We start from the raw sequence: 22,065 nt of genomic DNA on the forward strand, positions 1-22,065 counted from the left end.
CATTCAAAACGGTTCCATCCGCACGTGGGACATAAAAAATCCGTCGCTTACGCGTCCGGCTCGTTGCTACCTTTGACTTTTCCGCCACATCCTCATAATGACAACCCGTCCTTTTAACCCAAGCGGAGAATTGAAATGCCCACCGGCCAGAAGATCACCATCAGCAACGGCAAACTGAACGTCCCGAACAACCCCGTCCTCCCCTTCATCGAGGGCGACGGCACCGGGCCGGACATCTGGCGGGCGAGCGTGCGCGTGTTCGATGCGGCGGTCGAGAAGGCCTACGGCGGGCAGAAGAAGATCGACTGGCTCGAGGTGTACGCGGGCCAAAAATGCTTCGACAAGTTCGGCACCTGGCTGCACGATGACACCGTGAAGGCGTTCGAGGATTACCTCGTCGGCATCAAGGGCCCGCTAACCACGCCGGTGGGCGGCGGCATTCGCTCGCTGAACGTGGCGCTGCGGCAGATGCTGGACCTTTATGTCTGCCTGCGTCCCGTGCGCTACTTCACCGGCGTGCCCAGCCCCGTGAAGCACCCGGAGAAGGTGGACATGGTGATCTTCCGCGAGAACACGGAAGACATTTATGCGGGCATTGAATACGCCGGCGGCACGCCCGAAGCGCAGAAGATGCTGGACTTCATCGCCAAGGAGTTCCCGAAGGACTTCAAGAAGATCCGCTTCGGCACGAGCGAGGCATCGAAGAAGTGGGCCGATCAGGTGGACGATGCCGAGAGCAAGGTGGAGGTGGGCATCGGCATTAAGCCGGTGAGCCGACTGGGGACCGAGCGGCTGGTGCGCAGCGCGATCCAGTACGCGATCAAGCACAATCGCAAGAGCGTGAACCTTGTCCACAAGGGCAACATCATGAAGTTCACGGAAGGCGGCTTCCGCGACTGGGGCTACGGCATCGCCAAGCGCGAGTTCGGCGCGGTGGAAATCGACGGCGGGCCGTGGTGCAAGCTGCCGAACGGCATCGTCATCAAGGACAGCATCGCCGACATCACGCTGCAGCAAGTACTGACGCGGCCCGAGGAGTTCGACGTCATCGCGACGCTCAACCTGAACGGCGATTACCTGTCCGACGCGCTGGCCGCCCAGGTGGGCGGCATCGGCATCGCGCCCGGCGGCAACGCGAACTACGTGACCGGCCACGCGATCTTCGAGGCCACCCACGGCACGGCTCCGAAGTACGCGGATAAGGACGTGGTGAACCCCGGCTCGGTCATCCTGAGCGGCGTGATGATGTTCGAGTACATGGGCTGGCTGGAAGCCGCCAACCTGATCGTGAAGGGTTTGGAGGCCGCGATCGGCGCCAAGACCGTCACCTACGACTTCGAACGCCTGATGCCCGGCGCGAAGAAGGTCAAGTGCTCGGAATTTGCAGACGAGATGATCAAGCACATGGGATGATTCCGCCGAACTTAGCTCAAAACGCAAAGGGCGGCCGCCGTGGCCGCCCTTTTCCCATTTTCAGCATCAAGAGTTTTAACTGAACAGGTTGACCCCATGATCCCCAACATCAACGACGGTTCCTCCGCCCCGCCACGCTTGCGCTGCTACCTGAACGGTGGCGGGCTGGCTAATCTGCCGTCGTTCTCGACGGTGCCGAAGGGGGAGGGGGACGCGCTGCTGCAGGCGATCAGGGCCGCCGGCTTCGACGGCATGCAGGGTGGGGACGTGGTGGCCTGCAGGCGGCTCGGTTTGGGCATCGCAGGAGATGGCCGGGTCGATTCGCCGGCGGATGCGTTTCGGATCGCGGCCGATAGCAAGGCCAAGGGGCTGGAATGCGCCACCGTCCACGCCGGCACCGGGTTTGAGTCGGACGCGGAGATCGACCGCCTGGTCGGCGCGATCCTTGAGGCGTCGGCGAAGGAGCAGTTTCCGATCTACCTCGAGACCCACCGCGCCACCATCACGCAGGACATCTGGCGAACGGTCGAGCTCGTCAAACGCTTCCCCGAGATCCGCTTCAACGGCGACTTCTCGCACTGGTACACCGGCCACGAGATGGTCTATGGGAACCTGCCGAAGAAGCTTGAGTTCATCCAACCCGTGTTCGATCGCGTGCGGTTCGTTCACGGGCGCATCGGCAACCCCGGCTCGATGCAGGTCGACCTCGGCACGCAGACCTACGGCCCCGCGGTCACGCCTGCCAGCGGCCAGCCGTACATCGATCATTTCCGCCAGATGTGGACGCTGTCGTTCGCGGGCTTTCTGAAGACGGCCAAGCCCGGTGACTACCTTATTTTCGCGCCAGAACTGCTCTTCAGCTCGATCTACTACGCCCGCCTCTTTCCCGGCCCGGACGGCACGCTTCGCGAGGAGGGAGACCGCTGGCAGCAGGCCCAGCTGTACTGCCGCATCGCTCGCGACTGCTTCGAGGCGGCGCGGCAGACGGTGTGAAATAGAAGCGGATCGGATCGGAAATCGCCGTGCTCCCAGATTCGCTATCCCCGCTCGGCGTGATCGTTGCTACTGTCACCGCTCGTGGAAGGTGACCCGGCCGACATCGACGCCTCGTTTTCGCGGAAGCTTCGGCGGACGACTTACTCGCCCGTCATCAGCCTCGCCGTGCTCGTGCTGAGCCTGCTGCTGCTGGTCGGCTTCCTCATGTGGACGTTCGGCAAGGTCAACCACACGAACCGCGTGATCGCCCAAGGGCTGCGTGCCGAGAAGCTGCTGCTCGATCTTCAGGCGGCCACGCGTGGCTTCTACCTCACCGACGACCCGAGCTTTCTCTCGGCCTACGGCAATAGTCGATCGGAACTGCCCGAGGTGCTGGCCGACCTGCGGCGAATGGTGCGCGATAACCCAGCTCAAGCCGAGCGCGCCGTGGAGATCGAGCGCGCATCGCGCGTCTGGCTGGCCTGGACCGCCACCGCGATCGTGCCCAAGGCCGCGGGGCTGACGACCACCGAGCCCACGACGCAGGCCGTGCAGGAGGATCGGGCGCGCTTCGACCACCTCAGTGGCGACATCGCCGCCTTCCTGCGCACCGAATACGAGCTGCGCGACCAGCGCGCCCGGCGGGCGGTGCGGACGGGATGGTGGTCGCTTGGCCTGGCGCTTGCGGCCTCAACCATCGTGGCGCTGCTGCAGTGCCGCGGCATTCGCAGGCAGGTGGAATCGATCACGGCGGCCTATCGCGAGGTGCTGCGACTGGCGCGCGATCGGCGGTTGCGCGCTCAGGAAGTGCTGCAGGAACTGGATCACGAGCTGAAGGCCGTCGGCGACATTCAGCGATCCCTGCTGCCACTGCGCTTGCCCAGCATTCCCGGTTTGGAACTGGCGGCCAGCTACCAGACGAGCCGACGCGCCGGTGGCGATTATTACGACTTCTTCCGCCTGCCACCCGAACACGCCGACGACCCGCGCGTGCGATACGGCATCCTGATCGCCGACGTCAGTGGTCACGGTACGCCCGCGGCGGTGTTGATGGCGGTGACTCATTCGATCGCGCATGGGTTCGAGCGTCCCACGCATCCGCCGAGCGATCTGCTGGAGTTCGTCAACCGTCGGCTGTGCGACAGCTACACCGTCAACACCGGCACGTTCGTCACCGCGTTCTACGCGATCTACGACCCGGAGACGCGCGAGCTGACCTACAGCAGCGCCGGCCACAACCCGCCGCGCCTGCGCCGGGCAGGCAGCGATCGTTTCGAAGAGCTACCCGTCGAGCCAGGCTACCCGCTCGGCGTGGACCGCGACGAACGGTACGCGACCGCCACCCACGTGCTGGCCCCGGGCGACATGCTCGTGCTGTACACCGACGGCATCACCGAGGCCCGCAACGACCGCGACGAACAGCTGGGCGTCCAACGGCTGGACCAGGCGATGCTCGGCGCCTGCTGCGAGCCGAACGAGATGCTCGCCAGCACCCTGGCGTTCGTGCGCGACTTCGGTGGCGAGGTGCCGGAGGACGATCGCACGCTGCTCGTGATGCGCGTCTGCGACTCCCCCTGCGCCGAGGCGACGCACGAGGTGCAGCGGCAGACGATCGTCGTCGACACGCCGATCAATCCACTGGCTGGCCTTCGGGCATAAGTCGGCCGTGGAACGGTCGTGCCGCTCCGAACAACGATGTCTCGCAGGACTGATGAAAATTCGTGCAACATTCAAAAGATTCACCGCGAAGTTTCACGGTGAACATTTCGGTGTTATATTCCGGACAGGTCAGCCAGCGGTCGCGACAAGTTACGACCGCCGTTGCCTGGCTCATTCCGTAAGTACGTGTCGCGCGTCGGTCGGGCAAGCACATCGCTTACGACCGCATCGTCAGATCGTTAGTCGTACAGTGCGTTCGCTGCAAATCGCGAGCTGATCTGGGAGGCATTACATCCGATCAACGGGATGAACGGCCCGTTCACCCGCTTCGCCTATGGTCGTCGCACTATTGCGGCCACAGCAATGGCAGCAATCGCAACTCTGGTGTGAGCAAGCGTTCGGCCTTCTACGCCACCACCGACCCCTACGTGACCTAGCCAGAAATTATGTCCAACGTCATCCGTGCCGCAATTCGAGTTCTAGTGGTATGCGTGGGCATCGTGGTCGCGCTGTGGGTCTGCGCGTGGCTGCTCCGCCCGAACACCAGCGACCGTCCGGTCGCCGTCGCCCCCGAGGTTGCCGCCGAGGCCGAACGTGAGCGGGCGGCGCTGTTCGACCCGAACAACACGCCATCGCTGCACCGGAAGGAGCACGTCGAGCCGACGGGCGAGTCGCCGTTGCTGGCCGACTTGGTGAAAGACGGCAAGCTGCCCCCGCTGAAGGAACGCCTGCCCGACGAACCGACCGTAATGGCGGGCGTCGACGGCATCGGCAAGTACGGCGGCACCTGGCTGCGTCTGGCCAACGGGCCGGAGGACGTCTCGATCATCTCCTACCGGTTGAGCGGCGCGTACCTGGTGCGCTGGTCACCGTTGGGTTACCCGATCGAACCGCACATTGCCAAGTCGCTGGAATCATCGCCGGACAAAAAGGAATGGACCGTCACCCTGCGCAAGGGCATGCGCTGGTCCGATGGCGCCGCCTACACCGCCGACGACATCATGTACTGGTGGGAGGCCGAGGCGAACAACAAGCATCTGAATGCGATCCCACCCACGTGGATGCAGATCGGCGGGAAAGCGGGGCGCGTCGAGAAGCTGAACGAGTACCAGGTGAAGTTCGTCTTCCCCTTGTCCAACGCGTTGTTCGCCGAGACGTTGGCGAGCACGGGCGTGGTCTGCGACACGCCGAAGCACTACCTGAGCCGCTATCACCCCGACCCCGCGATCGGTGATGCCGATCTGATCGCGCGCGACATGGCCGCGTACAAGATGCCGAGCAAGCGGTCGCTGTACGGGTTCATGAAGTCGTGGAACAACCCGGAGCATCCGCGGCACTGGCCGTGGGTGTACCGGTCGTTCAAGGGCAACCCACCGCAGGCGTTCGTGCGCAACCCGTACTACTTCGTGGTCGACACGGCGGGCAACCAGTTGCCGTACGTCGATCGAATGCAGTTCGACGTGCAGGACGGCAAGCTGCTGGCGTTGACGGCCGCCAACGGTGGCGCGTCGATGCAGGGGCGGCACATCCGCTTCGGCGACTACACCGAGTTGATGAGCCGCCGCGAGATCGCCGGCACGCGCGTGCTGCACTGGTACCCTGCCAGCAGCAGCGTGTGGGTGATCAACCCAAACCTGAACCGTCGCGTGGACCCGGCCGAACCGTCGACGAAACACAAGGCCGCGCTGCTGTCCGACAAGCGGTTTCGTCAGGCGATGTCGATCGCGATCGACCGGCAAAAGATCATTCGCGCCGAACAGTCTGGCGTCGGCACGCCGTCGCAAGTCACCCCCCCGCCTGGCTCACCGTTCTACAGCGAACGTCTCGCCAACGCGTTCATCGAATACGATCCCGACCGCGCCCGGGCAATGCTCGACGAGATCGGTTTGACGCAGCGCGACAGCGAGGGCTACCGCACGTTCCCCGATGGCTCGCGGATGACGTTCTACCTCGACTTCACGGCCTACACGGGCATTGGCCCCGCGCAGTTCGTGGTGGACGACTGGGCCAACGTGGGCGTGCGTACGGTGATCCGCGAGCGGGCGCGCCCGCTGTTCTACACCGAAAAAGACGCGATGAACTTCGACTTCAACGTCTGGGGCGCCGAGAGCGAGTACTTCCCGCTGGTCCTCAGTCGTTATTTCATCCCGTACAACACCGAGTCGTTCTACGCGGTCGGCTGGGGCCGCTGGTACCAGCGCGGCGGGTTCTACGGCAACCCGAACGCCAACATCGCCGGTTGCATTCCGGTGCCGCGCGATCACCCGATGTTCGAGTCGATCAGCCTCTTCGAACGGGCGATCCAGACGCCCGACCTGGCGACGCAGAAGCAGCTGATGTCTCGCGTGTTCGAGATTGCGGCCGAGAATACGTGGTCGATCAACATCGCCAGTGCGCCGCCCGTACCGATCGTGGTAAGCAAGGACATGCGCAACGTGCCACGGGTCGCGCTCTGGGGCAACGCCTTCTCCACACCGTCCAACGCGGGCATCGAGACCTACTACTTCGAGAACCCGCGCATGTCGCCCGGTGCGGTCGCCGACGCGCGGGCGTCGATCGTTACGCCCATGCTGCGTCCCGGCAGCGTGAACGCCAGCGGGGCCGCGACGACGGGTTCCACCGTCGGTACGACCGTGCGCTGGCTGATCATCGCCGGTGGCCTGCTACTGCTGACGATGGTCGCGGTGCGGCATCCGTTCATCGGGCGGCGACTGCTGATCATGGTGCCCACGCTGGCGATCATCTCGGTCGTCGTCTTCGCGATCATCCAGATGCCGCCGGGCGACTTCCTGACCACGCGCGTCATGCTGCTGCAGGAAAACGGTGACCCCGCCAACGAGCAGGCGATCGCCGACCTGCGACAGCTGTTCCACTACGACGAACCGCAGTGGAAGCTCTACGCGCGCTGGAGCGGCCTGATGTGGTTTACCACCTTCAACCCCGCCGACCAGGGCCTCTTGCAGGGCAACCTCGGACGATCGATGGAAACCCAGCAGCCGATCAACAACATGGTCGGCGACCGCATCATGCTCACGATCGTCATTTCGCTGGCGACGATCGTCTTCACCTGGCTCATCGCTTTGCCGATCGGCATCTACTCGGCCGTGCGGCAATACTCGCTGGGCGACTACGTGCTGACGCTCGCCGGCTTCGTGGGCATGTGCATTCCGGCGTTCCTGCTGGCGCTGGTGCTGATGGCGATCAGCGGCGTGTCGGGCCTCTTCTCACCCGAGTTCGCGGCACAGCCCGAATGGGACTGGGCCAAGACGCGCGACTTGCTTAAGCACATCTGGATCCCGATCCTCGTGCTGGGCGTCGGCGGCACCGCAGGCATGATCCGCGTGATGCGGGCCAACCTGCTCGACGAGTTGAAACGCCCCTACGTCACCACCGCCATGGCCAAGGGCGTACGGCCGACGAAATTGCTGCTGAAGTACCCCGTTCGCCTGGCGCTCAACCCGTTCATCAGCGGCATCGGTGGGCTGTTTCCACAGTTGATCAGCGGTGGCGCGATCGTGTCGATGGTGCTGGCGCTGCCGATGGTTGGCCCGCTGTTGCTGCAGGCGCTGTTCAACGAAGATATGTACCTCGCCGGCTCGATGTTGATGGTGCTTAGCCTGCTCGGCGTGGTCGGAACGCTCGTCAGCGATTTGCTGTTGCTCTGGCTCGACCCCCGCATTCGCTTTGAAGGAGGCAGCCGATGAGCCTCGCCACGCCCCCCACCCCACCGCCGACCTCCACCCCGATCGCCACCCCGCCGGCCACCGGTCTAGCGACGGCGGCGATCGACCGTAAGAAGGACGTTGCGCGGCTGAGCCAGTGGCAGTTGATCCGCATCAACTTCGCCAAGCACAAGTTGGCCGTCTGGTCGCTGAACCTGCTGGTGTTGCTATACGCCGTGGCGGCGTTCAGCGAGTTCGTCGCGCCGTCGACCTCGCAGCACAGCGACCTCGCCCATCAGTATTGCCCGCCGCAACTGCCGCGCTGGAACTGGGAACACGGCCTGCACGCGCGCGAGATGCGCCAGCACCTGGACCCGGTCACCCTGCGTCGCACTTATACCGAGTCGCCGGATGACGTGATCCCGCTCGGCTTCTTCGTAAAGGGCCAGTCGTACGAGCTTTGGGGCTTGGTCAACGCCGAACGGCATCTTTTCGGGGCCAAGCCCGCGCCCGACGGCACGCCGCGCAACGTTTACTTCATGGGCGCCGACCGCTACGGCCGCGATCTGCTGAGCCGCATCGTGTACGGGGCGCGCATCTCGCTGTCGGTCGGACTGATCGGCATCGCGTTCACGTTCGTGTTCGGCATGGCGATCGGTGGCGTCTCCGGCTACATCGGCGGGCGGGCTGACACGGTCATCCAGCGCGTGATCGAGGTCATCAACGCCTTGCCGCAGCTGCCCCTCTGGATCGCATTGGGCGCGATGATGCCGACCGACTGGTCGCCGTTGACCGGTTACTTTGCGATCACCATCGCGCTGAGCCTGCTCGGCTGGACCGGCCTGGCCCGCGTGGTGCGCGGCAAGATCCTCTCGCTGCGCGAGGAGGACTACGCCATGGCCGCCCGCCTGCTGGGCGCCAGCCATACGCGCATCCTGGCCCGCCACCTGCTGCCGGGCTTTACCAGCCACATCATCGTAGCGCTGAGCCTGAGCGTGCCCGGCATGATCCTCGGCGAAACTTCGCTGAGCTTTCTGGGCCTGGGCCTGCGTCCGCCGATCGTGAGCTGGGGCGTGCTGCTGCAGGATTGCATGGACGTGCAGGCCGTGCGCTACTACCCCTGGCTGTTGACGCCCGTGCTGACGATCGTGGCGACCGTGCTCTGCTTCAACTTCGTCGGCGATGGCCTCCGCGACGCGGCCGACCCTTACGCGTCGCGGTAGAGCGAAGCACTTTGAAGCACGAATGCACGAATCGCACGAAGAGATTGCTGATTTACTATGGCCGACCCAACCGACAACGTCCTTTCCGTTCGCGACCTGCGGGTGGTTTTCAGTGGCATTCAGGGTGAGACGCAGGCGGTGCGCGGCGTCAGCTTCGACCTGCCTCGCGGCAAGACGCTGGCACTGGTCGGTGAGAGCGGGTCGGGCAAGAGCGTCACGAGTTACTCGATCCTGCGCCTCATCCAGCCACCCGGACGGATCGCCGGGGGGCAGATCTTGTTCCGGTCGAAGGACGGCAGCGCGCCGATCGATATTGCGAAGCTGGATGCCAAGAGCGACGCGCTCTACCAGATTCGCGGCGACAAGATCAGCATGATCTTTCAGGAACCGATGACCGCCCTGTCACCCGTGCACACGATCGGCAACCAGGTCACCGAGGCGATCCGCCTGCACCGCAAGGTGACCCAGAAGGAGGCCGACGACATCGCCGCCGACATGCTGACGCGCGTGGGCATCACCGAGGTGCGCCGCCGGCTGAAGCAGTATCCGTTCGAGTTCAGCGGCGGCATGCGGCAGCGCGTGGTCATCGCGATGGCGCTGGTCTGCCGACCGGAAATCCTGATCGCCGACGAGCCGACCACCGCGCTCGACGTCACCGTGCAGGCGCAGATCCTGCGGTTGATCAACGAGCTGCGCGAGCAGCTGAACACGAGCGTGCTGTTCATCACCCACGACCTCGGCGTGGTCGCGCAGGTGGCCGACGAGGTGGCCGTGATGAAGCACGGACGCATCGTCGAACGCGCAGGCGTGCGCGATCTGTTCCGCAACCCGATGCACCCGTACACGAAGCAGTTGCTGGCAGCGGTGTCGCTTGAAAAGCCCGCGGACCCCATATCGCCAGCAGCGTGCGACATCGATTTGCCGCCCATCACCGGTTGGCAGTTCGACGAGCCCGACCACGCCGCCACCCCCGAGTTGCACACGATCGACGGCACGCGGCACCTGCTGCTGTGGCCCACCCAGGAAGTGCAGGAGCGATCGGTATGACGACGATGACCACCCCCGCCGCCCCGCCGCTGCACAGCAACCGCCACGCCGGCGACGACCCGCTGCTGCTGCGCGTACGCAACCTCAGCAAGCACTACGGCAGCGCCAAATCCGGCAACCTGATGAAGGCGCTCGACGACGTCACGTTCAACGTCGCGCGCGGCGAGACACTCGGCATCGTCGGTGAGAGCGGCTCGGGCAAGACCACCTGCGCCCGCGCTGTCCTGCGTGCCGTCGATCCCACCGCTGGCGAGGCGCTTTTCAACAACCGCGGCCGCACGGTCGACCTGGCAAAGCTGTCGCACCGGCAGCTCAAGCCGTTGCGCCAGGAGATGCAGATGGTCTTCCAGGACCCGTTCGCCTCGCTGAACCCCCGCATGACGGTCGGCGACATCATCGCCGAGCCGCTGGTCATCCACGGCATCGGCAGCAAGGCCGAACGGCGCGACCGCGTGGCGGCGATGCTCGAGCGCGTCGGTTTGATTCCCGACCATGCCAGCCGATACCCCCACGCGTTCAGCGGCGGACAGCGGCAGCGCGTCGGCATCGCCCGCGCGCTAATCATGCGTCCCGCCCTGCTCGTGGCCGACGAGGCCGTCAGCGCGCTCGACGTCTGCGTGCGCGCCCGCGTGCTCGAACTGCTGCGCGAGCTGCGGGCCGAGTTCGGCCTGACCATGATGTTCGTCAGCCACGACCTCAGCGTCATCCGCCACATCTGCGACCGCGTAATGGTCATGTACCGCGGCCGTATCATGGAGATGGGCGACGTCGAACAGGTCTTCAACAACCCCCAGCACGCCTACACGAAGGTGCTGCTGTCGGCCATCCCGCACCCCGACCCCGACCGCAAGATGCAGCCGCTGACGGTGGAATCGCTGACGCCCGAACAGCTTCAGCCACTGCCGATGATGGGCTGACGACCTGCGTGCGTTTGCGTTTTACGCGCTGGCGCAATCGCTTGGTCCGGTTATCCCAGTATCATGAAACCCCGCGACGGCATCACCCGGCCCAACTGGTACGACACCGCCTCCGTCCCGCAGTTCACCCCGCCGCCGCCCGGCGAAACGCACGCCGACGTCGTCATCGTGGGCGCCGGCATCTCCGGCCTGACGACCGCTTACCTGCTCGCCAAAGAGGGCCAGCGCGTGATCGTGCTGGACGAGGGCCCCATCGCCTCCGGCCAGACCGGCCGCACCAGCGCCCACTTGGCCAGCGAGAACGACGACCGTTTCTACGAGATCGAACGAATGTTCGGCGAGGCCGGCGCCAAGGTCGCCTACGAGTCGCACGCGGCCGCGATCGACCTGATCGAACAGATCGCGCGCGACGAGAAAATCGACTGCGACTTTGCGCGCGTGCCCGCGTACCTCTTTTCCCTGCCGACCGACCCGCCGGACATTCTCGAGCGCGAGACCGCCGCCGCCCACCGCGCGGGGCTGACGGATGCTCAGCGGTTCGAGCGCATCACGCTCTGCGGCTACGAGACGGGCCCGTGCATTCGCTTCGGCAACCAGGGGCGATTTCACCCGCTGAAGTACATCGCCGGTTTAGCTCAGGCGGCCGAGCGACTTGGGGTGCAGATCTACACCGGTTGCCGCGTGACCGACGTCAGCGGCGCCAACCCGTCCAAGGGCGAGCCGGTGCGTGCCACGATCGACACCGGTGGCCCCACCGTCACCGCCAACGCCGCCGTCGTCGCCACCAACACGCCATCGCCCATCAACGACTGGCTCGGCATCTACACGAAGCAAGCCGCCTACCGCACCTACATGGTCGGCCTGCGCGTTCGCCGCGGCCTGATCGACGACGCGCTCTACTGGGACACCGGCGACCCCTACCACTACGTTCGCCTGCAGGGCCAGGGCATCGACGACGACTACGACGTGCTGCTGGTGGGCGGCGAGGACCACAAGACGGGCCAGATGCCGCCGGGCGCCATTCCATTCAAGAAACTGGAGGACTGGGCGCGCGAGAAGTTCCCGATGGTCGAAGACGTCGTCTACCGCTGGTCCGGCCAGGTGCAGGAGCCGAGCGATGCGCTCGGCTACATCGGACGTGCGCCGACGAAGGGGCAGAACGTCTTCGTCATCACCGGCGACAGCGGCATGGGCCTCACCCACGGCACGCTCGGCGCCAAACTCGTCACCGACCTCATTCGCGGCCGCGAGAACCCGTGGACGGAGACCTACGACCCCACGCGCAAGCCCACCCACAGCCTCGGCGAATACGTCAGCGAGAACCTGAACACCGCCGCCCAATACGTCGACCTGGTCACCGGTAGCGATGTGCCGAACGAGGAAGCAATCGCGCCCAACAGCGGCGCCGTGATGCGCGACGGCCTGTCGAAGACGGCCGTCCATCGCGACAACCTTGGACAGATCCATAAGTGCTCGGCACTCTGCACGCACCTGAAGGGCGTCGTCCAGTGGAACGAGATCGAGCAAACCTGGGACTGCCCCGCCCACGGCAGCCGATTCGACCCGAAGGGGAAAGTCGTCATGGGCCCAGCGGTGGATGATCTGCCGAAGGCATAGAGACAGCTATCAAACCTGTTCTCTTTGAGAAGATGAATTGGGTTTGGAACCACTGCCAGCCCGTCACCGGGCCGCGTGCAGGAAGTGAACGCGCCAGGCACTCTCTGATGGATCGCGCGCTGGCGTAAAGCATGTCATCCCGAGGGGAGCCTTGGCGACCTGAGGGATCTCCCACGGCCGTGAATCGCTCGTCGTTCGAGATCCCTCAGGTCGCCTTAGGCTCCCTTCGGGATGACAATCACCCAAATGGGCATTCGCTTTGATCCGACAGTCAGTACCTAACGTGCGCCGACCGTCCGAGCTGTCGATAAATCAACGACTCCCAGCACCTACGCCGCCACAACGGCCGGCTGGTAGCCACCGTTGGCGATGTAGGCCTTCAACGCGTCCAGCACCGTCGGGCAGATGCCGCCGCTGAGGGCGTTGCGGTTGAGGATGTCCATCACCACGTCATCCGCCAAATCCGGGCGGTACGGCCGTTTGGCGGTTAGCGCTTCGAACATATCCGCCACCGCCAGAATACGGTCGGCGGTCGATAGCTGGCTGGCGGTCAGCCCGCGGTGATAACCGGTCCCATCCAGCCGCTCGTGATGCGCCGCGGCCAGCGATGCCAGATGGCGGAAGCCGGCGACCTGCTGCAGGATGTGGAAGGTGTAGCCGGTGTGCTTGCGCATCAGCACGGTCTCCTCGGCCGTCAGCTTCGCAGGCTTGTCCAGGATCAAGTTCGACACGCCGAGCTTCCCCACGTCGTGCAGCAGCCCCGCCCGTCGGATGTCGCGCGTCTCGTTGGCGGTCATCCCCATCGTGGTCGCCAGCCCGGTGGCGATCTTGCTGACGCCTTCCGAATGCCGGAACGTCCACGGGCTCTTAGCGTCGATGACCTGTGCGAACCCGTACGCGATGCGGTCGAGCGTCGGCTCGTCCACTGCCAGCGTCTGCTCCGCAGGCTCGAACGCCGTCACGGCACCGCTGATGTCCTCGCGCGCGAACGTGCGCCAGAACGTCTCGTCATTCCGAAACGCATCCATCGCGTCGACCAACTCAGGATCGAACCATGTGCCCCGCCGGGCGTGGGCCATATCGTACGCGGCGTCAATTCCGTGGGAGGTCGCAAACACCTCGACGGTCTGCGACAGACCCAGGATGCGCGCCAACAGCGGGATCGCGTCGCCGCGCAGTCCGTCCGGGTGCCCGCGGCCATCCCAATGCTCATCGAGTGCGCGAATCGCGACGGCGGTGGCGTCGGGCAGGTGCAGGTCTCGTGCAATCTTGGCGCCGCGCTCGCAGCGCATCTCGATCAGCTCGCGCCCGATGTTCAGCCCCGCCATCGCGACCTTCGTCAGCTGCGTCGCCTTCTGCAGGATCGATCCGCCCGGCGCCACGTTGCGCGCGATGTACCCCAGCCGTGGGCCGACGCTGGCGATGTCGACGGTCTTCGACGCCATCTTGGTCACGTGATCGTCGGCCCCGAACAGGTAGCACATCTTCGACGCGTTGGTCGAACAGCCCAGGTCCTTCAGCAGCAGCCCGTAGAACAACGCCGAGCTCTCCGCCACTGGCAGCCGAAGCTGTTGCGCGATTCGCATGCCAAACAGGCAACTGCGACTGGCGTGCCCCTGCGGCTGCCCGCCGGTCAGGTCGAGCGCGTACGAGAGCGACGCGATGACCTCCGACAGGCGAATCAGCGTGGGATCGGCTTCCTGCAGCAATGCTTCGATGGGTACGGCGTTCATCGCGTTGCGCTCCTGTCGAACCGGTCGCGCAGCGCGTCCGGTAATAGCGGAGACGCTCGAGACGTTGGCCCTAGACCTGAAATCGACTGGCCATGAGGGTGACGCGATACAGCGGTCGCCTTTTCGCCCCTGAAGGTGCCAAACCGGCACGCGACGCGGCAGGATGTACCGGCTATGCCGGGCGTGCGCCTTTTAGGCTGGCGGACAGAACCCTGTCGACTCGCGCGCACTTGTCAATCCGAAGGGAGCCTAACGGCTACGAGACAAAACCTCGGCGCACTTCCAAAGCTGTCATCCCGAGGGGAGCGGTGGCGACCCGAGGGATCTCCCAATCTCCGGCGACGTCAGACAGATGAGATCCCTCAGGTCGCTACCGCTCCCTTCGGGATGACATCGGTGAATAGTCTCGCGACAGGGCTCCGTCCGCTAGCCTTATGGCGACCTGCGAAATCTCGAAACACGGAGGGTTCTCGGCCTTGGGAAATGGGTCAGGTCGCCAAGGCTCCCATCGGGATGACACGTTTTGATCAGTGCAGGGGCTTTGTCCGCCAACCTTCAGGCACGTTCGTTGTTCCGCACCGCGGCCTGATCCGTCAGCCGACCCAGCACCGATCGCGAGAGCGGGGTCTCGGCGTCGCGGCCCTTCACGGGGCGGTCGCCGGTGGCGTCGATGGGGTCGGGCAGGGCGCGGTTCATCAGGTCGCCGGCGAACGCGGCGAAGTTGGGGAACAGCTGTTGGACGGTCGCCCCGAGTTTGGCCGACAGCGTGAGCGTGAGGTCGGCGTCGCCGTGGACCAGCGCGTCGATGATGTTCGACGCGGCGCGTTCTGCCGACATGCTGGTGAACGGTAGCGAATCACTGATCTTGAACCACGCGTACTCCGCCGGCGCATTGCCACGCACCGTCACGTTGCGCGGGCTGCCGGTGCGCACCAGGCCGGGGTGCACGGTCGTCACGAGGATGTTCTCGCGGGCCAGCTCGTTGCGCATGGCGCGCGAGTAGCCGGTCAGCGCATGCTTGCCCGCGACGTACGACGCCATGTGTGGCGCTGGTATTAAGCCACCGATCGAGCTGATGTTCACGATTCGGCCTCCGCCGTTGGCGCGCATGTCGGGCAGCACCAGCTCGGTCAGCCGATACGCGGCCCAGAACGTGGTGTCGAGCATCGTGCGGTAGTCGGCCTCCTGCTGGTGCGCCGCCGGGGCCACGATCAGCTGCGATGCGTTGTTGATCAGCACGTCGATGGAACCCAGTTCGTTCCGCACGCGATCGACCAGGTTGGCCAACTGCTCCGGCACTGCGACGTCGCACGGCACCGCGAGTACTGCCGGCGCCACGGCCGACAGTTCCGCCTCCGCGCGCGACAGTTCATCCGCATCGCGCGCGCAGATTGCCAGCTTCGCGCCGCGCTCGGCCAGTTGGCGGGCCATCACCAGCCCCAGGCCGCGCGAGCCACCGGTGATCAGCACGACCTTGCCGTCCAAATCGAGCCGCCGCCCGCGCCGGGCCAGGAGCTTGGCCCCTTCCGCCGCGATCGCGGCGGCGCCGAGCGTGATGACGGCAGATCGCAGGAAGGAAGACGAGGAAGCGTTGTGGTGGCGTCGCATACTTGAACTCCGTTTCGGCCGCCGGGTCATGGGTGACGCTCTGGCCCCTCTCCCATGTACCCATGGGAGAGGTTAGGTGAGGGTGATTTGAACTACTGACGATTCAGTCAGTTCGAAGTCACCCTCACCCAAACCTCTCCCGGCGTACCTAGAGAGGGACCGGATCGCCCCGATGGGCGTCGTAAACACCGGGCACGTCGATCAGCATCTTGAGGCGCTTCCCACTCGGGGGGAACGGAGGATTTTCGCGCAGCGCCGAACCCCTTTGATTTCAGATTTTGCCGCACGTTCTCCCACCGCTCGTGACTAATCGCCGCCGTGCCGTCACAATCTCCGCCCATGGCGGTCAGTCAGGCGACGCAGCAGCAGCAGGCAACGGGGTTCGATCCGGACGTTTACCGAATGTCCGTCGGCGAGCACCTCGACGAGTTGCGCTCGCGCCTGATCAAGAGCTTGGTCGGCTTCATCATCGCGCTGGCGGTCTGCCTGTTCTTCGGCGCGACGGTGGTCAGCATCTTCTGCAAGCCGTTGATCGACGTGCTGCTGTCGCGCAACCTGAACGCGCAGCTGTTTTACAACAACGTCGCCGACGGGTTCGGGGTGTTCATCCAGATCAGCCTGATCTGCGCCGCGGTGCTGGCGTCGCCGATCATCGTCTACCAGCTCTGGCAGTTCGTGGCGGCCGGGCTGTACGCGCACGAGCGCAAGTACGTCACGCGCTACATGCCGCTGAGCATCGGGCTGCTGGTGAGCGGCATGGCGTTCGTCTACCTGTTCGTGCTGCCGTGGACGCTGCTGTTCTTCATCGAGTTCGGCAACGGCATTCCGCTGCCCGACGTCTACGCCACCGGCCAACGCGACGCCACCACGCAACCGATCGACGCGGCCTTCCCGTCGCCACCGGTGTTGGATGGTGACCCGATCAACCCACAGCGCGGCTGGATGTGGTTCAACGTTGCCGAGAGCCGCTTGAAGCTGTTCGTGGCGGCCGGCGACGTGCGCGTGATCCCGTTCGGGTCGAACAAGCTGCTGTCGCCGATGATCACGCTGCCGGACTACATCGACCTGGTGCTGGGGATGCTGCTGGCGTTCGGGCTGAGCTTCCAGTTGCCGCTGGTGGTGCTGGCGCTGGCCCGCATGGGCATCATCGAAGTGGCCTCGATGAAGTCGGCCCGCAGCTACGTCTACTTCGGCCTGGTGATCGCCGCGGCGGCGATCACGCCGGGGTCGGACCTGCCGAGTTTGATCGGGCTGACGGTGCCGTTGATCCTGCTGTACGAACTGGGGTTGTGGCTCGCCGTGCGGGGCGAGGCGAAGGCGGCAAGAGACGCATGATGGACTTGCCGGGGACGCAGTTGCAATGCGACTGAATGTGCCGCCGGTGGTATCCAGCCTTATCGGTTAAAGCCGCTAGAGCAACGAACCTATTCCTGTAGAGCTTGTTCTCTGGGTGCCACGGTTTGGTACTCCAAGCCGTGCTGTAGGGTTGACGCAGCCGACACGGCTTGGAGTACCAAACCGTGGCACCCAAACGCTACGGCGAGGCGTCCTCTACTGGAGAACATTTCCATTTCAGCTGTAGCGGGTGCAGGGCACGTTGTTATCCCGATGAGAGCCTTGGCGACCTGAACTACGCCGACGTACCGAGCGCTTACTTCGTACCGATCCCTCAGGTCGCTATCGCTCGCTTCGGGATGACAGTGCCTTGGCCCGCTACGAATGAAGTGAAAGTGCTCTAACGGCTTCTACATCCGTTCCTGATCCGGCCGCAGCGCCTTCGGCGGCTGCAGGATTTCGGTCAGGATGAACTGCTGCCGCAGCGTGCTGGGCTTCATCCACTGCTGAATGCTCGCGGCCGTCGCGGCGGCGGGACGGGCGGCAATGGGCTGCACGGCCTCGATCGGAGGCGTGCTCACGCGAAGCGGGGCGGCCGGTTCTTCAAAGACCTGCACCGGGCGCGCGGCCGGCTTCTTTTTCTTCTGCACCTTCTTGGGCAATTGCGGTGGCAACGGTGTGCGACGGGCAGACTGCGGTTGCGGCCGTTGCTGGCGCTGCTGCTGTTGCCGCTGCGGGGGCACGGGCATCGGCATGGGGTTGGGCAGTTGCCGCAGGATTGCGTCCGGCAACGGCGGTGGCCGTTGCGCGGTTGGCTGCTGGCGACCGAGATGTTCCTCGACCTCCATCTGCTGGCGCCGCTGGCGGTCCTTGCTCTTGTTCACCGCCGACATGATCGCGCTGATGATCCAGATCAACACGAAGATGATCGGGAAAATGAACCGGCCGATGTTGTCGTCATTGGCCTGGGCGAGGAAGTATGGAAGCATGGAGATCCTCGATTTACATGAACGCGGTCCGACGCACCAGGTCCTAACTGCGAACCCGGAATCGTCAGACACAGCTCGGCCAACCGCGCCGGAATTTTACGCCCGCGGACCGGCGTCGGGCTTGGCGATGCTCTCGCGCATGCTCGTGTCGGCCTGCACGTTGCGCAGCTTGTAATAATCCATCACGCCCAGGTTGCCGCTGCGGAACGCCTCGGCCATCGCGCGGGGAATTTCCGCCTCAGCCAGCACCACCACCGCGCGGTTCTCGGCGACCTTAGCGACGTTCTCCTGCTCGAGCGCGATCGCCATCGCGCGGCGTTTTTCGGCCTCCGCCTGGAAGCGACGCTTGTCCGATTCCGCCTGGTCGGCCTGCAGCTTGGCGCCGACGTTTTCACCGACGTCGATGTCGGCGATGTCGATCGACAGGATCTCGAAGGCCGTGTTGGCGTCCAGGCCCTTCACGAGCACGGCCTTGGAGATGTGGTCGGGGTTCTCCAGCACGTCCTTATAGTCGCGGGCCGAGCCGATGGCCGTCACGATGCCTTCACCCACGCGGGCGATGATCGTCTCTTCGGTGGCGCCACCGACGAGGCTCTTGATGTTGGTGCGTACGGTCACGCGGGCCTTCACCTTCAGCTGAATGCCATCCTTGGCGACGGCGTCGATCGTGTGGCGGCCGAGCGAGGCGTTGGGCACGTCGATCACCTTCGGGTTCACGCTCGTCTGCACGGCTTCGAGGATGTCGCGGCCGGCGAGGTCGATCGCGGTGCTGGTCTTCCAGGGCAGATCGATGTTGGCCTTGTTGGCGGCGATCATCGCATTGATGACGCGCTGCACGTCACCGCCGGCCAGCACGTGCGATTCCATCTCCGGCGTGCTGACGTTGATGCCCGCCCGGCTCGCCTGAATGCGGCTGTTGACGATCGCCGTCGGGTTCACCGCCCGCACGCGCATGCCGATCAGGTCCAGCAGGCTCACCGACGCGCCGCTGACCAGCGCGCGAACGTACAGGCCAACGAATTGGCCGATGATCGCCAGGAAGACGAGCACGACGATGACGACGACGATGAGAATGCCGATGACGAGTGGGTCCATGAGGGTTCCTTAAAATAGACGCAAAGCAGGCTGAAATACGTGCTAATAACGACAAATAGCCAGCTATACCGCCACCACAATGGGACGGTTGTTTTCGATCGAAACGACGCGCACTTTCGTGGCCGCGGTGATGATGCCGAACTCGCTGGCGACCTCGAGGCGTTGGCCGTCGAACTCGGCGGTGCCGGTGGGGCGCAGTTCACTGACGGCAATGCCGGCCTGCCCCACCGCCACGCGCGGGCGGGCGACGCTGGCGTCGACCGGTTGCAGCACCATGTGCCGCCCCACCGGGCTGCGCGGCCAGTACTTCACGAACGCGCTCCACAGCAGCGGCGTGATGGCCAGCGTGAACAACAGCGCCCCCACGCCCAGCCATTGGTTGATCCAGAAGCACGCGCCGATCGCCACCAGCAGGCACGCCGACGCCAGCACGCCCAATAGGCCGTGCGAGGGCAGCGCCAGTTCCAGTGCCGTTAGCACCAGTGCCGCGGCCAGCATGACAAAGATAAAGAACGCCACGTTCATGCCGTCCCTCCCACCGGCCGCACGACGACCCGGTTGCCGCCCACCTCGTGCACGGCGATCGCCGAGCCGGCCGACACGAAACCACTGTCGCTGACGACGTTCACCGTGCGTTCGGTGCCGACGGCGTCATCGTGAAACTTCGCCACGCCACCGGGCCGCAGGTCGCTGACGGCGTAGCCCCGCGCCGCGATGGTGGGCCAGGCGGTGGCATCATTACCAAGCGTCGGATTCGTACCCATCACGCCACCACCACCGGCGACGTCCGTCAGGATCAACCGGCTGAAGTACGGCATGCGCGGCAGGAACCGGCGCATCCAGAACGATAGCCCGATCGACGCCAGCATCGCCCCCACGATCGCCATCAGCCCCGTCTGCACCGCCTGCCACGTGCCGGCCAGCGATGGGATGAAGATCGGCGCGCTTCCCGGTTCCAACGGTACGAAGGTCATCAGTAAGCCGCACAACACCAGCACCAGCCCCGTGATGCCCGGAATGCCGAACCCGGGGATCACGAAAATCTCCATCGCGATCAACACCAGCCCCAGCAGGATCGCGATCACCTCCCACCACTGCGCGTAGCCGGTGAGCAACGGCACGACCAACAGCGACGACAGGCAAATCGCGGCGACCGCCTCGGGGCCACCGGTGCCGGGCGTGTTCAGGGCGGCGTACAGCGACAGCATGAGCACGACCATCAGCACGCCGCGCAACGCGTCACTGCTGAGCCAGCCCATCACCTTCTCACCAAACGCCGGTTGCAGCGTCGCGATGACGGTGAGGTTGCGGTCGGCCACCATCGCCGGGATCGACGGGTAAACCGCCTTGGCCAGCCCAAGCTTGGCAGCGAGGTCAGTGCCGACGGTCAGCAGCGTGTCGGCGGCGTCGACCGGCACGGGGACGCCCGGCACGTCGGTCCAGCCCGCGTCCTTCAAGCTCTTGTATTCGTCGGGCCCGACGAACTTTCGCTGCCCTTGGCCGTTCTCGACCCAGTACACCGCCCGGCCGACCGAGACCATCGCCTCGGCCAGCAGCGGCTCGTATCCGTTGCGGATGGCCGAGTCGTAAAAGTCGGCCAGAATCGGGCTTTCGGCTTTGGCACGCTCGGCGGCGGGCAGAGGCTGCATGCCGCCCCCACCGCCCATGGCGATGGGGGCCGAATCACCGATCATCGCGCCGGGCGCCATCACCAGTTCGTCCGCCGCCATCGCGATCATCACGCCGGCGCTGATCGCCTTTTCGGAGACGAACGCGATCGTGTGCAAATCGTTCTGCTGTTTTAGGAACCGCGAGATGTCCAGCGCCGCCGTCACCGCGCCACCGTAGGTGTCGACTTCCAAGATGACGGTGTGCGCGCCCAGTTCGCGCGCTTCCTCGAAGCGCTTCTTGAGCGTGTCGCGATTGTAGTTGTCGACCGTGCCGCTCAGGCCGATGACCACCGCCGACCGTTCGACCGGCGCCGTTGTCGCCGGCATCGTGGTGGCGGCCGGTGATGTGGCCGCGGGCGCGGTCTGCGCGACCGCGTGGCGCCCGAAGCAGAACAACATCAGCACGAGGATGGCGAAGCACGCGTTTCGCATGACTTTATTGTAGGCGATCGCGGAGCCCTAGCGAAACGTCGCGTCCGCTATAACCGGCCGGCTTTATTGGAATTCGATTCCACCGGCGGCGTTTGCGCCGGTTCCCTTTTCGTGCGGCGTCGCTACATTGGCCCGCGGCACCCGATCAGGAGCAACATGGCCAGCATCAATGATTTCCCCGCCCGCGGCAAGGTGATCGCCGCCGCGCCCGACCGCGTCACCTTCATGCCCACCGGCACCAACTACGAAATGCACCTCGCTACCGGTGGCGTCGCCTACGCGGGCCCGCTGAACGTGCCGGTGTCGGCGATCATTCGAGTGGAGGCGCGCAAGCTCTGGACGGTGCCGAGCGGTGGTGGTTTCGTGTCGCCCATCTTCGGGCCACCCAAGAGCATCCAGGGGCGCGTGAGGCACGTCGGCGCCAGCGAGATGGTGGTGACGGCCGGCACGAATTTCGTCGTCTCGCTGCCGGGCAAGGAACATGCCTTCGACCTGAGCAGTGGTGACGTGGGCGTTGGCGCGCTGGTGAATATCGTCGCGCTGCCGGGCGCCCGGTTCGAATGGGTGCAAACGCCGGGGGCAACCACGACGGCGCAACCAGTGGTAGCGACACCGGCGGCAACGGATTCGACCGTCACAATCACCAAGATTGTCACGCCGGCGGGCACCACGACGGTGTCGGCGGAGTAG

The 22,065-nt window shown here is 65.1% G+C and carries 16 protein-coding genes; 10 read left to right on the forward strand and 6 right to left on the reverse strand.

The genetic code is table 11. From position 1 onward, the window contains the following. The first annotated feature begins 135 nt into the window (after positions 1–135). From icd to VGN72_09265, 8 genes are all read left to right on the forward strand, one after another. Entirely contained in the window at positions 136–1,413 is a 1,278-nt protein-coding gene (gene icd / locus VGN72_09230; protein HEV7299532.1) for an NADP-dependent isocitrate dehydrogenase, read from the forward strand. 96 nt (positions 1,414–1,509) lie between these two features. Continuing rightward, on the forward strand, positions 1,510–2,406 hold the full coding sequence (locus tag VGN72_09235) for a hypothetical protein (GenBank protein ID HEV7299533.1): 897 nt from the start codon (positions 1,510–1,512) through the stop codon (positions 2,404–2,406). Positions 2,407–2,472: 66 nt separating this feature from the next. Beyond that, on the forward strand, positions 2,473–4,047 hold the full coding sequence (locus VGN72_09240; protein HEV7299534.1) for a SpoIIE family protein phosphatase: 1,575 nt from the start codon (positions 2,473–2,475) through the stop codon (positions 4,045–4,047). Between the two features lie 446 nt (positions 4,048–4,493). Then, the gene (locus tag VGN72_09245; protein ID HEV7299535.1) at positions 4,494–7,751 is read left to right on the forward strand and encodes an ABC transporter substrate-binding protein; all 3,258 of its coding nucleotides are present in this window, start codon (positions 4,494–4,496) and stop codon (positions 7,749–7,751) included. Further along, positions 7,748–8,932, forward strand: coding sequence for an ABC transporter permease (locus VGN72_09250; protein HEV7299536.1), 1,185 nt, complete (start codon positions 7,748–7,750; stop codon positions 8,930–8,932). The genes VGN72_09245 and VGN72_09250 overlap by 4 nt, the downstream gene beginning before the upstream one ends. Before the next feature lie 57 nt (positions 8,933–8,989). Continuing rightward, the gene (locus VGN72_09255) at positions 8,990–9,979 is read left to right on the forward strand and encodes an ABC transporter ATP-binding protein (GenBank protein HEV7299537.1); all 990 of its coding nucleotides are present in this window, start codon (positions 8,990–8,992) and stop codon (positions 9,977–9,979) included. Continuing rightward, positions 9,976–10,896, forward strand: a complete 921-nt coding sequence (locus VGN72_09260) for an ATP-binding cassette domain-containing protein (protein ID HEV7299538.1) — start codon at positions 9,976–9,978, stop codon at positions 10,894–10,896. The genes VGN72_09255 and VGN72_09260 overlap by 4 nt, the downstream gene beginning before the upstream one ends. Positions 10,897–10,959: 63 nt before the next feature. Next, entirely contained in the window at positions 10,960–12,513 is a 1,554-nt protein-coding gene (locus VGN72_09265) for an FAD-dependent oxidoreductase (protein ID HEV7299539.1), read from the forward strand. Between the two features lie 329 nt (positions 12,514–12,842). Here the strand turns inward: VGN72_09265 and VGN72_09270 are convergent, their stop codons facing one another. Together VGN72_09270 and VGN72_09275 are read right to left on the reverse strand one after the other, a co-directional pair. Next, positions 12,843–14,246, reverse strand: coding sequence for an HD domain-containing phosphohydrolase (locus VGN72_09270; GenBank protein HEV7299540.1), 1,404 nt, complete (start codon positions 14,244–14,246; stop codon positions 12,843–12,845). Between the two features lie 555 nt (positions 14,247–14,801). Then, on the reverse strand, positions 14,802–15,854 hold the full coding sequence (locus tag VGN72_09275) for an SDR family oxidoreductase (GenBank protein ID HEV7299541.1): 1,053 nt from the start codon (positions 15,852–15,854) through the stop codon (positions 14,802–14,804). A 339-nt stretch (positions 15,855–16,193) separates the two neighbouring features. Here VGN72_09275 and VGN72_09280 point away from each other — a divergent pair, with 339 nt between their 5' ends. Further along, entirely contained in the window at positions 16,194–17,189 is a 996-nt protein-coding gene (locus tag VGN72_09280; protein ID HEV7299542.1) for a twin-arginine translocase subunit TatC, read from the forward strand. 410 nt (positions 17,190–17,599) lie between these two features. On the opposite strand, the gene VGN72_09285 is transcribed toward VGN72_09280, so the two are convergent. The 4 genes from VGN72_09285 to VGN72_09300 all read right to left on the reverse strand — a co-directional run bounded on the left by VGN72_09285 (position 17,600) and on the right by VGN72_09300 (position 21,375). Continuing rightward, positions 17,600–18,178: a hypothetical protein gene (locus VGN72_09285; protein ID HEV7299543.1), complete on the reverse strand. Its 579-nt coding sequence runs from the start codon at positions 18,176–18,178 to the stop codon at positions 17,600–17,602. A 96-nt stretch (positions 18,179–18,274) separates the two neighbouring features. Beyond that, positions 18,275–19,273: a flotillin-like protein FloA gene (gene floA, locus VGN72_09290; GenBank protein ID HEV7299544.1), complete on the reverse strand. Its 999-nt coding sequence runs from the start codon at positions 19,271–19,273 to the stop codon at positions 18,275–18,277. A 63-nt stretch (positions 19,274–19,336) separates the two neighbouring features. Next, positions 19,337–19,798 (reverse strand): NfeD family protein, encoded by a 462-nt coding sequence (locus tag VGN72_09295; GenBank protein ID HEV7299545.1) that lies wholly within the window; start codon positions 19,796–19,798, stop codon positions 19,337–19,339. Then, the gene (locus tag VGN72_09300) at positions 19,795–21,375 is read right to left on the reverse strand and encodes a hypothetical protein (protein ID HEV7299546.1); all 1,581 of its coding nucleotides are present in this window, start codon (positions 21,373–21,375) and stop codon (positions 19,795–19,797) included. Before VGN72_09300 ends, VGN72_09295 begins: the two co-directional genes overlap by 4 nt. A gap of 156 nt (positions 21,376–21,531) precedes the next feature. On the opposite strand from VGN72_09300, the gene VGN72_09305 reads away from it, so the two are divergent. Then, positions 21,532–22,065, forward strand: a complete 534-nt coding sequence (locus VGN72_09305; GenBank protein ID HEV7299547.1) for a hypothetical protein — start codon at positions 21,532–21,534, stop codon at positions 22,063–22,065.

The sequence above is a fragment of the Tepidisphaeraceae bacterium genome (genome assembly GCA_035998445.1).
Taxonomy (GTDB): Bacteria; Planctomycetota; Phycisphaerae; order Tepidisphaerales; family Tepidisphaeraceae; genus DASYHQ01.

Excerpts from the sequence above, each read along its gene's own strand:
- VGN72_09265 (HEV7299539.1), top strand. The coding sequence starts at position 10,960 with ATGAAACCCCGCGACGGCATCACCCGGCCCAACTGGTACGACACCGCC.
- VGN72_09245 (HEV7299535.1), top strand. The coding sequence starts at position 4,494 with ATGTCCAACGTCATCCGTGCCGCAATTCGAGTTCTAGTGGTATGCGTG.
- icd (HEV7299532.1), top strand. The coding sequence starts at position 136 with ATGCCCACCGGCCAGAAGATCACCATCAGCAACGGCAAACTGAACGTC.
- VGN72_09275 (HEV7299541.1), bottom strand. The coding sequence starts at position 15,854 with ATGCGACGCCACCACAACGCTTCCTCGTCTTCCTTCCTGCGATCTGCC.
- VGN72_09260 (HEV7299538.1), top strand. The coding sequence starts at position 9,976 with ATGACGACGATGACCACCCCCGCCGCCCCGCCGCTGCACAGCAACCGC.
- VGN72_09250 (HEV7299536.1), top strand. The coding sequence starts at position 7,748 with ATGAGCCTCGCCACGCCCCCCACCCCACCGCCGACCTCCACCCCGATC.
- VGN72_09295 (HEV7299545.1), bottom strand. The coding sequence starts at position 19,798 with ATGAACGTGGCGTTCTTTATCTTTGTCATGCTGGCCGCGGCACTGGTG.
- VGN72_09300 (HEV7299546.1), bottom strand. The coding sequence starts at position 21,375 with ATGCGAAACGCGTGCTTCGCCATCCTCGTGCTGATGTTGTTCTGCTTC.
- VGN72_09235 (HEV7299533.1), top strand. The coding sequence starts at position 1,510 with ATGATCCCCAACATCAACGACGGTTCCTCCGCCCCGCCACGCTTGCGC.
- VGN72_09255 (HEV7299537.1), top strand. The coding sequence starts at position 8,990 with ATGGCCGACCCAACCGACAACGTCCTTTCCGTTCGCGACCTGCGGGTG.
- VGN72_09305 (HEV7299547.1), top strand. The coding sequence starts at position 21,532 with ATGGCCAGCATCAATGATTTCCCCGCCCGCGGCAAGGTGATCGCCGCC.
- VGN72_09280 (HEV7299542.1), top strand. The coding sequence starts at position 16,194 with ATGGCGGTCAGTCAGGCGACGCAGCAGCAGCAGGCAACGGGGTTCGAT.
- VGN72_09285 (HEV7299543.1), bottom strand. The coding sequence starts at position 18,178 with ATGCTTCCATACTTCCTCGCCCAGGCCAATGACGACAACATCGGCCGG.
- floA (HEV7299544.1), bottom strand. The coding sequence starts at position 19,273 with ATGGACCCACTCGTCATCGGCATTCTCATCGTCGTCGTCATCGTCGTG.
- VGN72_09270 (HEV7299540.1), bottom strand. The coding sequence starts at position 14,246 with ATGAACGCCGTACCCATCGAAGCATTGCTGCAGGAAGCCGATCCCACG.